Here is a 15,752-nt window from a genome sequence, read left to right as displayed (position 1 = left end):
GAGGTTACTCATCAGATACGGAACTCTGGCCCACACATTTGGCTGCTTGCCGCTCAAGTCGTTAACTGCAACCCTTCAGAATTATGATATCGATTTTGTTCAGCTTGCATTATCCAAAGCCATTCAGGACATCGACACTTCTACCGGTAAACTAAGTCCAGGTCTTGCCAGCTATATTGGCGAACAATTTGACAAAGCAGGAATACGTATCGGTGTTTTGGGCTGTTACATCAACCCTGTTCATCCGGATCCTGTCATCCGGAGAGCTGAGATCAATCGTTTTAAAGAGCATCTTCGTTATGCACGCCAATTCGGCGCACCTATGGTGGCAACAGAAACAGGTGCGCTGACTACTTTTCAAGCACAAGATCCGATCCATTACGAAGCTATCGGCTGGGATACGTTAAGGGCAACTGTAGAAGAACTTGCAGAGGAAGCTGAAAAATGGGGCGTTTTTCTAGGACTAGAAGGGGTCTGCACACATACACTTTCTACACCAGACAAGATGCGCCGCATCTTAGATGAAGTCCCATCAAGCTGTATAGGTGTTGTATTGGACCCTTGTAATTTTATTGGCACGGCTGCGCATTTGCAGGATCAAATTGTCGATGATTCCTTCAGATTATTCGGCGACCGTATCATTCTGGCGCATTTAAAAGATATCTATCAAGATGGTGAAAAAGCATACCACGGAAAAGCAGGCAGCGGAGTATTCCATACCGAGGCTTTCCTGCGCAAACTCCAAGAATATAAGCCAATGATCGATGTGTCATTAGAAGATATCAAGGATCTGGAGGTTAATGAAACCGTTGCTTTACTGAAGAAGCTTGCACCTATAACATAATAAAAATCCATTTCTGAGGATAGGTGTTAGCAGCAGCTGCGCATCTATCCCCAGCTTTATCTATGCTCAAAAATAATGCTTCCAGTTATTGAGCAGATGATCATCCTCTTTCTGCAGCAATTTAGAGGCATATACGATTTGACCTGTATGATAGGAATAATGCTCTGCCGCTCCGATCATAATCTTTTGAATACTCCAAGTATAATTCTCCATTCCAGCCCCCTCAGGGAAACTAATGGTGACCTCCCGTTCTAGATCAGCCTTCGTCAAATTGCCCACCACCGAACGGCTTTCTTCCCTGACCTTTAGCATATACTGCAATAATTCCTGTGATGAATAACCGCCTCTGGTCAAAAATTCATTAGGTCTATCTCTTTCTATTGGCTTATTGCCGATTCCGCTGACCAGATGCTGATATTCGCTGCCCGCAATATGCAGGCATAGGTTACCAATGGCATTCATTTTTGACTTTGGACGAAACCAGATCTCTTCGGTCGTTAGCTTATTTACAGCTTGCTCCACATACCCAAGGATTGATTGAGCCTTCTCATACATTCGATAATGATTTCACTCATACTAACCCCTCTTCCTTCTCCTTTTGTTTATAAGCTTGATAAATGGTACTTTTCTATAGGAGCTGAATAAAATAAAAAAAGGAACGATTGAATCATATTTTTTCATATTATAGCTCTAACTTGGAAGGGACGGGATTATCAATGCAATTCACATTCCCTATTCTGACCTTATCTCATGGCGGAGCACAACGTATGCTAGTAGAGCTCACCAATGGGCTGACAGACTTGGGTCATCAGGTCAATCTCCTTTTGCCTGTGGATGGCGCTATTTCTTATGATGTGCGCGCAAACGTAATCCGCTCCTCACATATGAATATTCACGAGCATGACTTTCCTCCCGGAGACGTCATTGTTTCTAATTATTATACAACTGTCCCCATCGCCCAAGCAGCAAGCCAACAAGGAAAAGGGGTTCATGTACGTTTATCTTTATGTTATGAGCCACCTTTTTTACCGGATAACGGACGCTCCTTCCCCTCCTATCACATCACTGAGCATCTAATCGTTTTATCACGTTGGCAGCAGGAGCTGATCCGTTTAAATCATGGCATCACCGGCAGTATCGTGCCCATTGGCATTAGCTCCTCTTTTAAAAATATGAATATCCGTCACAGTCTTCAAGAGCCTTTAAACATAACAGCTATATTAAGAAAAACAGAACGAGGTTTCTCCTGGCACCGTGAGCAAGATTATCTTATAGAACAGCTGGATTACGTAAAAAGCCAATATCCCGATGTAAATATTAACTTCATCAGTCCGCCTGACGAGTTCAACACCTCAGAAATTCTCCAAAGAATGAAAGCTACTGGCAAATATCGGTTCTTTACGCCAGCAAATGATGAGGAGCTCTGCTATCACTATAACGGTGCGGATATTTTTGTTAGCTCAAGTATTTTTGATACAGGCTCTTTACCGGGACTTGAGGCCATGCGTTGTGGAGCAGCGTTAGTCTGTGTATATTCGGGCGGGAATATGGAATACGCCCATCACAAGAAAAACTGTTTGCTCTCTTATCGATATGAGAACCGGCTCGGTGAAGATGTCATCCGCTTAATACGTGATCCCAACTTAAGAACTAAATTAGCGGAGCAGGGGGAAAGATATTCGCGCAAATGGACTTGGGAAAATAGTGTCAGATTATTTGAACAAGCGATCACAGATTTATTATAAAAATATAAAAAAGCAAGTCTCCGATGGCCGAGATTTGCTTTTTTATTGATCCAAAAGAATCATTGACTAGAGAAATAATACAAGATATTATGTAAGCGTTATCAATTGCAAAATAATGAAACACTTTAGGGAAATCTAAACTAAAAGGAGAAGGAATATGGCGAAAAAAGGTAGGCAAGGTTATCGGTTGTTATTGTTGTCTTTTTTAATGCTTTTTACAACTGTTTTTTCAGCAGGATCGCAAGCTTATGCAGCAACCTGGAATCTGACTGGAGATACCAACGTACACGACCCTTCATATATCAAAGAGGGAAACACACATTGGGTATTCAGCACGGGATCAGGTCTCCAAGTGATGTTTTCAAACGATGGAACGAACTATATTCGCTCCCTCCCGATTTATAACTCGAAACCCTCCTGGTGGAGCTCTTACGTTCCCAATCAAGAAGGGCTAGATGTATGGGCTCCAGAAATTTTCTACTATAACGGTACCTATTACCTCTATTATTCTATCTCCACATTCGGCTCAAGAGTGTCTGCTATTGGTTTAGTAACTACTAAATCGATCTCCGGGGGAAAATGGACGGACCAAGGTGTCGTTATCTCGTCAAATGACGCCTCCAATTATAACGCCATTGATCCTAACATTACGGCAGATGCTAACGGAAATCTATGGATGACCTTCGGTTCCTGGAGCAACGGGATTTACATTACCTCCATCAACAAAACAACCATGAAGCCAACGGGCAACTCCTATCGCATTGCCACTAAATCCGGGGGGATTGAAGGCTCCAGCATGGTTTACAATCCAAATACCGGATATTATTATCTATTCGTATCCATTGGCCAATGCTGCTCAGGCGTAAACAGCACCTATAAAATTGCAGTGGGACGCTCAACCAGCGTACTGGGTCCTTTCTATGCAAAGGACGGTACTGATATGAAAAATGGCGGGGCTACGGTCATCGATAGCGGCAACAGTTTTTGGGCGGGTCCTGGTGGACAGGATATATACGGAACCAACGTTATCGTCCGCCATGCTTACAGTGTCGCCGAGAATGGTGCACCCAAATTGTTAATCAGTGATCTCGAATGGGATTCAGCTGGCTGGCCTTACTATAATTAACGTCTAATCGAGGAGTTGCCCCTAAGCCCCATTCTGTGATTTATGGGGCAGCTTCTTTTTACTGCTAAACCTTCTACTCTCTCTTTCGATAAATACCTGGCGAGACACCATAACGCTCCCGAAACACCCTGTGAAAATAGGTATAACTTCCAAACCCCGTCTCCTCTGCTATACGCTCTAAGGTGTAATTGGTATTGTCCATTAATCTCAGTGCCATCGCAAGCCGGATTTGCCCCGCATATTGCATAATAGAATAACCGAATTGGATTTTGAATACATGCACGGCCCTTGTCACACTAATTCCAGCATGAGCGGCTACGTCCTTTAGTCTGATCTCTGAAGTAGCATGCTCCTCCACATAACTCTTCATCTTAAGTCCGTGTAGAAGTGAAGCCGAAGATGATGCAGGTGCCTCTTCCATAGCCCGATCTAACAGCAAACATAAAGCTTTAAATAGCGCTTCAAGTATTTCAGGGCTACCCCCGTCTAGTCTTCTATTCTCCAGATCAAGCTGTTGCCATATACTTTGCAGCTTACCATCATCCGCAATTCTTACCTTTTTGGGTCGCTCACGCAGGTTCCACCAGTGGTCCACCCATTCCCCTGTACACATTACAAAATAGTCCACACTATGTCCCAGAGGACTTTTCTTTTCACCGATTCTCAGATCATATATATCATAGGGCTTAAATAATAGTAGATCCCCAGGTACTACGGTAGTCATTTCTCCATCAATGAGGACTTCACATTCCCCTTCGGCTTGCAGCCTGATGATATAGGTATCCAACCCACTGCGATATAGTTGCCGAAAAGGCTGAGTATGGCGGATAAATCCACACAAACTAATTTGAACGCTGTTTGTTTCCATCGCATTTTCTCCTCTTTCCATAGTAATCAATGACCAGATTGTTGAGGTTCTTAGCCATATAGTTTCTTCAAAGTGCAGTGAATCTCCTTCTATAATAAAGACAGAATTCATATGTAGGAGGTTATCAACCATTATGAGTAAAACTATTCGCGTCATTCAAACCGCTAAAGAAACCACGGATCGTTTAACAGAAAAGGACCCTCTGATTTTCCTTCCCGATACGTCAGGAGTCGAATCAGAGCTAATCAATATCTATGATGATCTGGAGTATCAAGAAATTGAAGGCTTTGGTGGAGCCCTTACGGAGTCCTCTGCCGTTACTATCGCTAAACTTAGTGAAGCTAAACAAAAAGAAATCATTGACGCTTATTTTCATCCTGAGCACGGCATCGGATACACCCTTTGCCGCTCACACATCCAAAGCTGCGACTTCTCACTGGGCAACTATGCTTATGTAAAGGAAGGCGATGCGGAGCTACGTTCATTCGATATTTCCAGAGATCACGAATCAATTATCCCCCTCATAAAAAATGCTGCCGCAGCAGTAGGTGAAGATTTTCGTCTGTTCTCTTCCCCATGGAGTCCTCCAGCGTTCATGAAGACAAACGGGCAAATGAACGGAGGCGGAGCTCTTAAGCCTGAATATCGTGAGGCTTGGGCTAACATGTTCGTTAAATATATTGAGGCGTACGCTGCAGAAGGAATTGATATCTGGGCTGTCAGTGTTCAGAATGAAGCCAAAGCTGTACAAAGATGGGATTCCTGCCTGTATACCGCTGAAGAAGAAAAGGATTTTGTGCGTGACTACTTGGGACCTGCTCTGGAACAAGCGGGCTTGGGCCATGTAAAAGTTATGATCTGGGATCATAACAAAGAACGGGTATATGACCGTGCTAAGGTTGCTTTTGAAGATCAAGCAGCGTCCAAATACATATGGGGAATCTGCTTCCATTGGTATTCCGGTGATCACTTCGAAGCCCTCTCTGCTGTACATGATCGTTTCCCAGATAAAAAGCTGTTCTTCAGCGAAGGCTGCCAAGAAGGTGGCGTTCATCTCGGCTCATGGAATACCGGTGAACGTTACGGACATGATATCATTGGCAATCTGAACAACTGGATGTCGAGCTGGACAGACTGGAACATTGTCTTGGATGAGCAAGGTGGACCTAATCATGTAGGAAATTACTGTGACGCTCCAATTATCGGAGATACCAAAAACGATGAAATTACTTTTGAGAGCTCTTTCTATTACATCGGGCACTTCAGTAAATATATTCGTCCGGGTGCTAAACGCATTGGTTTCTCCAAATATACAGATAAGCTTGAAACAACAGCTTTCCGCAACCCTGATGGCACTATTGCTGTTATCGTTATGAACCGCACAGAGCAAGAGCTTCCATTCACCCTGCGCTTCCATGACGAACTGGCTGAGAACATGATTCCGGCTCATGCCATTCAAACCCTGCTAATTAAGTAGCAGCGGTTCTTTCCTAATAATAAAGAGGTTCTCTTTATGCCAGCGCACAGAGAGAACCTCCTTTTCTTAAAGTCTTGCCGACAGTATTTCGCATAACGCTCCATACAGTGTATGTTCAAGATCCAACGAGGCAAGAGAAGCCAGGGCTGCCATCGGCGTTACTGCTGCTTTGACTACATGGTAAATTTGCTCTTTCAATTGGAATAGAATTTGCGCACGGTTCAGAAGGCTGAACACCTCATCATCTACGGAATTCACCGCAATCCGGGCATCTGTGAACGTTACCTCCAATGAATGCTCTACCGCTTGATCCGAAATCATGATCGTAAGCGTATGTGTAGCCTCATCATAGTCCATGTTTGCTTCGATTTCTGTGCCGCCAGCGAATACCTGTACCTTCGTATCAGCAAAACCAACAAAGGACAGCTTCCACGATCTCCGCTCAGGCACAACCTTTGTATTTCCCTTAGCAGAGAGAATCTTGAAGCTGGCTCTATCCCCCATTTCCAGGATCATTTCTGTATCACACCATTGATCATCCTGATCCTCCGCAGTATCGCCCTCATCCTCCCAGAGATGAAAATGACCCCTTCCTCCCGCAAATACACGGACCTCCATATGCTTCGGATTATCCACTGAAGAGGTAAATTGCGTCAGATCTGCCATGGGCACAATAGCACCCGCTTTAGCTAATACAGGGATATTCTCAAGATTGCGATAAAGAGAAAGCTTTCTGCCACCGTCGTACACTCTTCCGTTAAAAAAATCTATCCAAATCCCTTCAGGTAACCAAGCCTTAAATTCGGCAACGCCTACCTTTGGGTTGACCGGCTGTGTAATCGGACAGGCAATAAGTTCCGTTCCGAAATAATATTCATTGGGCACTTCATAGGCTTCATTCGACAACGCATGATGATAATACATCGGTCGGATTAACGGAAGACTATCGCGGCTGGCATAGCGATTCATGGTGTACAGATAGGGAAGTAAACTATGCCGCAAGCGCAGGCAATCCTTCATCACATCTTCCGCAATCTTATTGAATCGCCATGGCTCCTTGCTGTTAAAGGCACTAGCAGAACTATGTAACCGCAGAATAGGTGAAAACACACCGAATTGCACCCAGCGCATTGCCAACTCATCGTCTAAATAACCATTCATATGGCCCCCGATATCATGGCTCCACCAACCATATCCCACGTTGGCGGCGTTGGCTGTGAAGTATGGCTGGAAATCCAGCGACTCCCAAGTGACAATGGTATCTCCAGAGAAGCCCACAGGATAACGATGGCTGCCAAGACCTGCATAACGGGAAAAAGTAATCTGCCGGTTGCCTCGCCGGCCGCTATCCAGATAGTGATAATGGTTCAGCATCCAAAGCGGATCTAGTCCCGGTACTTTAGTCACTCCACCCTGCTGCCAATCAATCCACCAGAAGTCCACACCTTCATCCTCTAGCGGATGATGCAGAAACTTAAAGTATGCCTGTAAAAAATCCGGGTCCGTAATATCAAATTCCACAGCATCCCCTTTTTCCGGGTCCATCCCCATCTCCGCAGCAATGGCCAGATAAGGATCTTCAAACGCCCGTACACCGTCTGCTGGATGTACGTTGAGCGTTACTCGAAGACCTTTTTCATGCAGCCATGCCAAAAATCTTTGAGGCTCCGGAAACAGTTCCCGGTTCCAGGTATAACCCGTCCAGCCACTGCCATACTGCGGATCAATATCGACGAGATGCCAATCCATATCTATAACAGCGACGGAAAACGGAATTCGCTCGAGCTCAAACCGCTCCATTAACGCTTTGTATTCTTCTTCTGAATATCGGTAATAACGGCTCCACCAGTTGCCAAGGGCATAACGTGGCAATAGGGGCGTACGACCGCAAAGGTGATAGAAATCCTTCAAGCAGTGCAAATAATCATGACCGTATCCAAAAAAATAAACATCGAGGCCAGCCAACGCCCGTAGCTCGACCCGTCCATCCTCTTCCAGTACTAGGGAGGTGCTATCATCAACTAACGTATACCCCGCACGTGAAAGTAGTCCGTACTCCAGCGGAATGGCACCATCTGCATTATCCAGTGTACGTGCTGTTCCTCCCAAATCTTGGACTGTATCTCCATAATTCCAGACACTCATTAGGTGACCCGCTTCGTTTCTCACCCGAACACTGAGACCATGCCGGGAGAAAGGCTGCTTGTCATAAGTTAAATGCAGGCGCTCCGTAATCAACTCAAGTTTATTCCCCAGATCCATTACGCGGAACTCTGGAACCGGGAAATTGCGATTCACAACGGTCTGCGACGCCCGATCTTCGAAAAAACCTTCCTCACTATATTCCATCCGGATAAGCTCCGGAGTTAAGACAGTGAACCGATAGCACTCCCCCTGAATAATCGCGTCAGCATTACTGCCTGGTTCAGAATGCAGCTTTAATTGGGCCGCCAAAGGGGTTGGCTCTTTCATTATATTTCCCATCAAGTAAAAACCTCATTTCTTGTTATTCAACGCCCATATAACGGCTGAAAGCATCTGTCCGAATTTTCACCATCTTTTCGAGGCCCATCCCCCGTAGCTGCTTCACATAGTCATCCCACTGCTCGTCAATAACACCTGAGATTATAAATTGAGCACGCATTGTATTGACGTAACTATCAATATCGGTGGTCAAGGTCGGCAGCTCCTGAAACTCTTCTGCAGTGTACATTACGTTGGGGAAAGGTGGTGTTGTATAGTCACTTCCCAGCTTATCGAGTTGTAGCTTCAGTCCATCTCCGGTTTTAGGATTTAGAAAGATGGTCTTTTCAAAAGCTGGGCTTACATATTTCGGCCCAAAATCCCGGAGTGACTGTTCCCAATACCAAGCATCCGCACTGGTGCCGGTTGGAGGGTCCATCAATGTATACGTACCGTTGTCATTTTTCTTAATCACCGTTCCAATGGCACCCCAGAAATTCTGAATGCTGGCTTCATTGGTATAGAACTGATCCGCCCAGCGTGCAGCACTTTCTGGATACTTGCAGGATGTGGTGATCAACAGCTCATTGCGTTCCAGATTCATCCCATACGGGTTCCCAACGGTGTAGCGCTTCCCGTCTGGTCCAGCAATTGGCGGAATGGTCACATATTGATCACTCCATTTGCCAAACATAGCGTCTGGCGTCCACTGATAAGAGAAGCCTACGATTGGGGCATCCGGATTTAGAAACTTTGCCGATCTCATCGTTTCGTCTTGAGTGAATACTTCTTTATCAAGTAATCCGTCTTTAAACAATTTGCTCTCCCATTTGAGCCCTTCTTTGTACTCCTCTGAAATCGGGTAATAAACCGCATTTCCGTCCTTGACCACCATGAAGTTATTATTCAAATCTGCAATTCCGAAAGGACTGATTAGATCATTACTTAATTCGATAAAAGGAATCTCATCCTGTTTTCCGTTTCCATTCGGATCTTGTTCTTTGAATGCTTTTAGCACGTTATAAAGATCGTCTATCGTATCCGGTACCTTCAAACCCAATTTGTCCAGCCAGGTTTTATTAATCACAGGCTGACGTGAGCTTTTAGGACGTGAGGGTAATCTTGCAGGCAGCGAGTAGATTTTCCCGTCAGGAAAGGTGCTGATTTTTTTCATTTCCGGTGTTTCTTCCATAGCTGCTTTGAGATTAGGCATGTTTTGCTCAATATAATCATCTAGCGGCCGAAATAAGCTTAAATTATTGACGATATCCGCATCTCCAAAGGTCTGACTCCCTAAAATGATATCTGGAAGTGTGCCGCTGGCCAGCATAATAGACTTCCGTTCACTCCAATCATTGGAGGACATCACCTGCCACTCGATTTTGACATTCGTGTTCTTCTCCAAATCCTTGAGCCATTGATTCTCGGTAAAAGAATCTCCCATGCTTACCCACCGGACAGTGAGTACTTTCAGCGTCACAGGCTTATCCACTATCGGCAATCCTTCTTTGTTAAATCCGCCCGGCTCAGGTTCAACAGAATTAACCCCATTGCTCCCTTTACAGGCAGTAAGGCTAGCAAGCAACGTTGTCACTAAAAGAATGACGGTGATTGTTCTATATATCCTGTTTTTTTGTTGCTTTTTCATAACGTTCTTGCTCCTTACGAATGAATGTTAGTAGAATAGCCGAATGTACTATTCCTTCACTGCGCCGATCATTACCCCTTGGTTAAAGTATTTTTGTACAAAGGGGTACACACACATAATCGGAACCGTTGCCACGATAATAACAGAATACCGCATCATATTGGCGAGTCGTAGTGCGATTTGCGCAGCTTCCCCGGTTCCCATCCCCGATTGCATCTGATTGGTGATCAGAATATTTCGCAGAATCAGCTGCAAGGGATACATATTAGGATTTTTCAAATAGATCAAGGCATTAAAATATGAATTCCAGTAACCAACGGCGATCCATAGACCCAGCACGGCAATAATCGCCTTCGATAGTGGCAAAACGATCTGTACAAAATATCGAAGATTTCCACAACCATCGATCTGTGCAGCTTCCCATAAATCTCCCGGAATACTCGACTGAAAAAAGGTGCGGGCAACGATAATGTTAAACACCCCAACGGAGAAAGGCAGTACCATCACCAGAAATGTGTCGTACAGATGGAAATCACGGATCGTTAGAAAAGTCGGAATTAACCCCCCATTAAAAAACATCGTAAAGATGAAAAACAGGGAAAGATATTTTCGCCCCACAAGATCCTTTCTGGACAACGCATAGGCCGCAGAAATATTTACAATTAAACCGATTGCCGTCCCTACCACCGTATACATGATGGTATTCCAGTAACCGATCCAAATATTTTCATGACGCAGCAGCTCTTTGTAACCATCGAAGGTGAACCCTTTAGGAAATAACCAAACCTGCCCCCCCGCCACCGCGGAAGGATCACTGAACGAAGCAATGACGATAAAATATAGCGGATAAATTAAGATAACTAGAAAAATTGCTGATATAACATACATCACTATTTCCATTATAGTATCCGAAGAACGATTCTTCTTTATTTTCCCCATATTCCCTTTAGTAACTGTCTCTAAACCTCCCATTTCAATACTCCTCCCTTCTACCACAAGCTATTTTCGCTTAGTTTTTTAGAAATCTGATTGACCATGATCAATAAAATAAAATTAATAACGGTGTTGAACAGGTTGATCGCCGAGGAAAAGCTGTATTGACTGCTGAGCAAGCCAATTTTGTAGACATAAGTAGAAAGAATTTCGCTTGAAGTGATGTTCAAGTCATTTTGCATTAAGTACACTTTTTCAAAACCAACCCCAAGCAATCCACCGACCCGCAAAATAAGCAAGGTTATCGCTGTTGGCATCAGCATCGGAATATCGATATAACGAATTTTATGCATCCGGCTTGCTCCGTCTACGGTTGCCGCCTCGTACAAGCTAGGATCAACTGCGGAGAGCGCAGCGATAAAGATAATGCTGTCCCAGCCGACATGCTGCCACACATCCGACCAAACATATACACTGCTGAATAATCCAGCAGAGCCAATCAGATCAGGAGCCTCTTTTCCAAAAAGACTATATATATTGCCCAGCAGTCCGGTGCTAGGTGAGAACAAAATCATCATTAAACCCACCATTACTACTGTGGAGATAAAGTGCGGCATATAGGACACCGTCTGGAAAAAACGTCTGAACCGGTTAGGTCTCATCTGGTTAACCATCAGCGCCAGTATAATTGGAATCGGAAAGGTAATCAGACTGTACACACTGATGATCAATGTGTTTTTAATCGTTGATGAAAATTGATAGGAATGAAAAAATTTCTCGAAGTACTTGAATCCAGCCCAAGGGCTGCCTCCAATTCCCAACGCCGGGCTATAATCCTTGAAAGCAATCAGCACCCCGTACATTGGCTTGTACGCGAATAATAACGTCAGAACTACAGCAGGAAAAAGCAATAGATAGAGACCCCAATTTTGTTTGATTTGTCCGAATTTCCGCCCGAAATGAAGTGGACCAGATTTCATGACATCCCCTCCTTATTTAAAATAGAGAATGCTACCCCACAGCTATCCTGCAGGGCAGCACCTTTTTCGAAAGACGAATAGGTTATTTCACGTTCATATAACGGCTGTAAGCATCCGTGCGAATCTTAACTAACTTTTCAAGTCCCATTTTATTAAGCTTGCTCACATAAGCATCCCAGCCCTCGTCAATTCCGCCTTTGCTAATAAATTGCGCCCGCATAGTATTCACATAGCTGTCGATATCCGTAGTCAAGGTTGGCAGCTCCTCGAACTCCTCAGAAGTGTACATTACGTTAGGGAAAGGTGTGGTTACATATTCACTGCCCAGCTTATCCAGCTGCAGCTTCAGTCCATCTCCACTTTCAGGGTTCAGGACAATTTTCGATTCAAAGGATGGGCTCACATATTTCGGTCCAAAATCACGTAGCGATTGATCCCAATACCAAGCATCTGCGCTGGTTCCAGCTGGTGGATCCATCAACGTATAAGTGCTATCATCGTTTTTCTTAATAACCGTTCCAATCGCACCCCAGAAATTCTGAATGCTCGCTTCGTCAGTGTAGAACTGATCTGCCCAACGTGCAGCAACCTCAGGATATTTGCAGGATGTAGTGATCAGCAGCTCATTACGGTTAAGATTCATCCCAATCGGATTCCCGATCGTATAACGTTTACCATCTGGTCCGGCAATCGGTGGAATCGTCACATATTGATCGCTCCATTTTCCAAACACGGCGTCTGGAGTCCACTGGTACGTAAAGCCTACAATTGGAGCATCCGGATTCTGGAACTTAGCCGATCTCATCGTGTCGTCCTGAGTGAATACCTCTTTATCTAGCAAGCCTTCCGCATACAATTTATTTTCCCATTTGAGACCTTCTTTGAACTCTTCTGAAACAGGAAAATATATCGCTTTTCCGTCCTTGATGATCATATTATTGTTATTCAAATCGGCAATTCCGAAAGGACTAATCAAGTCATTACCAATTTCAATAAAAGGAATCTCATCTTGTTTTCCATTCCCATTCGGATCTTGTTCTTTAAAAGCTTTGAGCACGTTATAAAGCTCATCAATCGTTTCAGGCACCTTCAAGCCCAATTTGTCCAGCCAGGTCTTGTTAATCACAGGCTGACGTGAGCTTTTTGGACGTGCAGGAAGTCTTGTTGGCAGGGAGTAGATTTTCCCGTCAGGAAATGTGCTGATTTTTTTCATTTCTGGGGTTTCTTCCATAGCTGCTTTGAGATTAGGCATATTTTGCTCAATATAATCATCAAGCGGCCGGAAAAAGCTCAGATTATTTACGATATCGGCATCCCCAAAGGTTTGATCTCCCAAAACGATATCCGGAAGCGTGCCACTTGCCAGCATAATGGACTTCTGCTCACCCCAGTCATTGGAGGACATTACTTGCCAATCGATTTTGACATTCGTATTTTTCTCCAGATCCTTCAGCCATTGGTTTTGCGTAAAGGTGTCCCCCATACTCCCCCAACGGACAGTCAGCACTTTAAGTGTCACAGGCTCATTCACAATCGGCAGACCTTCTTTGTTATAGCTGCTCGTTTCATTTGTCGCTGCATTATTCCCGTTGTTACCGCCGCAGCCAGCAATTCCAAATACCATCGCAGCCGCCAGCAGACCCACAGTCCATTTCTTTGCAGTTTTTTTCTTACTGTGTTGACTCATCTCTTAATCCCCCATTTCAATTTATCAAAATGCATCTGAATAGCTTTATAATAACTTCTTATTTTTTCGTATTCCGGACACATTAAGACGGTTATCCAGACCTTTGAATTCGCTTACAAAAAATACAAAAGCTAAATGCTCTACTTGGGGAGATTTAATAACAGTATCCCGACTTCTGTATGTGCTATCCGGACTTTGAGGGGAATCGATAGCGAGTTCTTATGTTTTTTTCACGCAGAGGTTTTATAATGACTTTATGATCAAAAAAACAGCGAAACACAAAACCTACCCCATTCGCCATTATATAAAAGTCATGATGTTAGTTTCATTCACAGTCCTTATTCTGGATTTAGGAATCAGCATCGCTTCCATTTCCATCGTTAAGCAGCAGTCCACTCGAAATTTGCAGGATACTGCGGCACTTTACATCAATCGTATTAATCATGATTTTGCCTACATTAATCACTATATGGGCTGGACGCTTGGGAACGATGAGAGCTTACTAACGATGAATACTTACGGGGTCAACAGTATCGAGTTCTTAAAAGCAAATGATAATCTGTTCAAACGCTTTACCGAGCTGCAAAAAAACTACGGGCATGAGTATAACTTCTTCTACTATTTGAAAAATGAGACCTATTTTTTGAATTGTGCACCGATCAGCGTAACCTATACGGATTACAGGGAGCTGAAAAAGAAGATTATTTCTTATATTGATGATAAGGAGATGTATGAGAAGTTTTATTCCAAATGGACGCCTATTCTTGTGAACAACCATTATTATGTAATTAATATCGTGCCCTATTACAATCGTTATTTAATTGGACTGATCTCCGCAGATAATCTGATCCGGCCGCTACGCCAAATTAATCTTGGCGCCAATGGTTATGTTTCTCTAGTAGATGAGAATGAACAGCCTTTAACCAGTCCGATCTCCAATAGCGGTACGTTAATAACGGAAAATGGGGGATTCGCCAATCTTTTCCAATCGCGTACAACCATCAACAGCGCATTCTCAGACACCACCTTCAGCACCAAAATGGTCATTAAATATGGCATATTCGAAAAAATCATGATTGCCCAGCTGCTTATTATGTTATTGTTCTTCATTGTGACCTCCACGTTATGCATTGTTCTGCTCTTTTTCAAAAAAAGAGTGTTAGGTCCGATTCAAAGCTTCTCCGATAACCTTGCTTTCATTAATGAGTCTGGGCAACCCGCAGATTTCAAAAGCAGTGAGATTATAGAGCTGGAACAGGCAAACACTCAGTTTAAAGGCTTGGTTGAACAAATCAAAACCTTTAAAATCGCTATGTACGAGCAGGAACTGGAGAAACAAAGAATACAGCTGGACTATATGAAGCTACAGATTAAACCACACTTTTTCTTAAACTGTCTGACTAGCATCTATAGCATGGCGCAAATTCATATGTATAAAGAAATTGAAAATATGACGTTGTCTACCTCTAAGTATTTCCGTTACATTTTTCAGAATGGCGAGAATTTTGTCCGGTTAGAGGATGAAATCGAGCATGTCCGAACCTACTTGGAGATTCAAAAGCAACGTTATCAGGACGCATTTATTTATTACATCGAACAAGAGGATCAGGCAGGCAGTGTGGAAATTCCACCGTTAGTGCTGCAAACCTTTATCGAAAATTCAATTAAATATGCGATTTCACGCGAACATGAAGCCGAGATCAGACTTACAGTACAACGATTACAGATGGAGCAGGAAGAAGAAATACTCGTTATCCAGCTCACCGATACCGGTCCCGGTTTTCCACCTCAGGTGTTAGAGAAACTTAATCTTGGAGAGCCCTTGGATCAAAGTAAAGGTACGCAAATCGGCATTATGAATACGCTTAAAAGACTAGAGTACCTATATTTAAAAAGAGCAACCGTCACCTTCTCCAATTTGGAGGGCGGCGGCGCTAGTGTAATCTTATATCTTCCGAAACTTCCTGATAAATCTAAATGA

Annotated in this window: 12 protein-coding genes; 5 read left to right on the top strand and 7 right to left on the bottom strand. The window is 43.7% G+C overall.

Annotated features, from left to right (window positions below; all coding sequences use genetic code 11):
- Nucleotides 1–46: 46 nt before the first annotated feature.
- Nucleotides 47–844 (top strand): sugar phosphate isomerase/epimerase family protein, encoded by a 798-nt coding sequence (locus NYE58_RS13625; RefSeq protein WP_256719099.1) that lies wholly within the window; start codon nt 47–49, stop codon nt 842–844.
- Between the two features lie 66 nt (nt 845–910).
- Here NYE58_RS13625 and NYE58_RS13620 read toward each other — a convergent pair whose 3' ends face one another.
- Nucleotides 911–1,399, bottom strand: coding sequence for a DinB family protein (locus tag NYE58_RS13620; RefSeq protein ID WP_076277953.1), 489 nt, complete (start codon nt 1,397–1,399; stop codon nt 911–913).
- Nucleotides 1,400–1,560: 161 nt separating this feature from the next.
- Here NYE58_RS13620 and NYE58_RS13615 point away from each other — a divergent pair, with 161 nt between their 5' ends.
- Nucleotides 1,561–2,589: a glycosyltransferase family 4 protein gene (locus tag NYE58_RS13615; RefSeq protein WP_076218909.1), complete on the top strand. Its 1,029-nt coding sequence runs from the start codon at nt 1,561–1,563 to the stop codon at nt 2,587–2,589.
- Between the two features lie 157 nt (nt 2,590–2,746).
- Complete coding sequence (locus tag NYE58_RS13610) at nt 2,747–3,715, top strand: glycoside hydrolase family 43 protein (RefSeq protein WP_076130361.1); 969 nt, start codon at nt 2,747–2,749, stop codon at nt 3,713–3,715.
- A gap of 73 nt (nt 3,716–3,788) precedes the next feature.
- On the opposite strand, the gene NYE58_RS13605 is transcribed toward NYE58_RS13610, so the two are convergent.
- Nucleotides 3,789–4,583, bottom strand: coding sequence for an AraC family transcriptional regulator (locus tag NYE58_RS13605; RefSeq protein ID WP_076130362.1), 795 nt, complete (start codon nt 4,581–4,583; stop codon nt 3,789–3,791).
- 133 nt (nt 4,584–4,716) lie between these two features.
- Between NYE58_RS13605 and NYE58_RS13600 the strand changes: the two genes are divergently transcribed.
- Complete coding sequence (locus tag NYE58_RS13600; RefSeq protein WP_076277952.1) at nt 4,717–6,060, top strand: glycoside hydrolase family 30 protein; 1,344 nt, start codon at nt 4,717–4,719, stop codon at nt 6,058–6,060.
- A gap of 66 nt (nt 6,061–6,126) precedes the next feature.
- On the opposite strand, the gene NYE58_RS13595 is transcribed toward NYE58_RS13600, so the two are convergent.
- From NYE58_RS13595 to NYE58_RS13575, 5 genes are all read right to left on the bottom strand, one after another.
- Nucleotides 6,127–8,544 carry a glycoside hydrolase family 31 protein gene (locus tag NYE58_RS13595; RefSeq protein ID WP_256716678.1) on the bottom strand — a complete coding sequence of 806 codons (2,418 nt, stop codon included), beginning with the start codon at nt 8,542–8,544 and terminating at the stop codon, nt 6,127–6,129.
- Between the two features lie 22 nt (nt 8,545–8,566).
- Nucleotides 8,567–10,171 carry an extracellular solute-binding protein gene (locus tag NYE58_RS13590; RefSeq protein WP_341002060.1) on the bottom strand — a complete coding sequence of 535 codons (1,605 nt, stop codon included), beginning with the start codon at nt 10,169–10,171 and terminating at the stop codon, nt 8,567–8,569.
- Nucleotides 10,172–10,219: 48 nt separating this feature from the next.
- The gene (locus NYE58_RS13585) at nt 10,220–11,143 is read right to left on the bottom strand and encodes a carbohydrate ABC transporter permease (RefSeq protein ID WP_081387666.1); all 924 of its coding nucleotides are present in this window, start codon (nt 11,141–11,143) and stop codon (nt 10,220–10,222) included.
- Nucleotides 11,144–11,160: 17 nt separating this feature from the next.
- Nucleotides 11,161–12,084 carry an ABC transporter permease gene (locus tag NYE58_RS13580; RefSeq protein ID WP_036689753.1) on the bottom strand — a complete coding sequence of 308 codons (924 nt, stop codon included), beginning with the start codon at nt 12,082–12,084 and terminating at the stop codon, nt 11,161–11,163.
- A gap of 82 nt (nt 12,085–12,166) precedes the next feature.
- The gene (locus tag NYE58_RS13575; RefSeq protein WP_341002059.1) at nt 12,167–13,771 is read right to left on the bottom strand and encodes an extracellular solute-binding protein; all 1,605 of its coding nucleotides are present in this window, start codon (nt 13,769–13,771) and stop codon (nt 12,167–12,169) included.
- A gap of 256 nt (nt 13,772–14,027) precedes the next feature.
- Here NYE58_RS13575 and NYE58_RS13570 point away from each other — a divergent pair, with 256 nt between their 5' ends.
- Nucleotides 14,028–15,752, top strand: a complete 1,725-nt coding sequence (locus NYE58_RS13570; RefSeq protein WP_341002058.1) for a cache domain-containing sensor histidine kinase — start codon at nt 14,028–14,030, stop codon at nt 15,750–15,752.

The organism is Paenibacillus sp. FSL L8-0708, from assembly GCF_038009325.1.
In the GTDB taxonomy this organism is placed as follows: domain Bacteria; phylum Bacillota; class Bacilli; order Paenibacillales; family Paenibacillaceae; genus Paenibacillus_AQ; species Paenibacillus_AQ odorifer.
The sequence above is the reverse complement of the archived record's forward strand: the minus strand, read 5'-3'. Positions and strand labels throughout refer to the sequence as shown.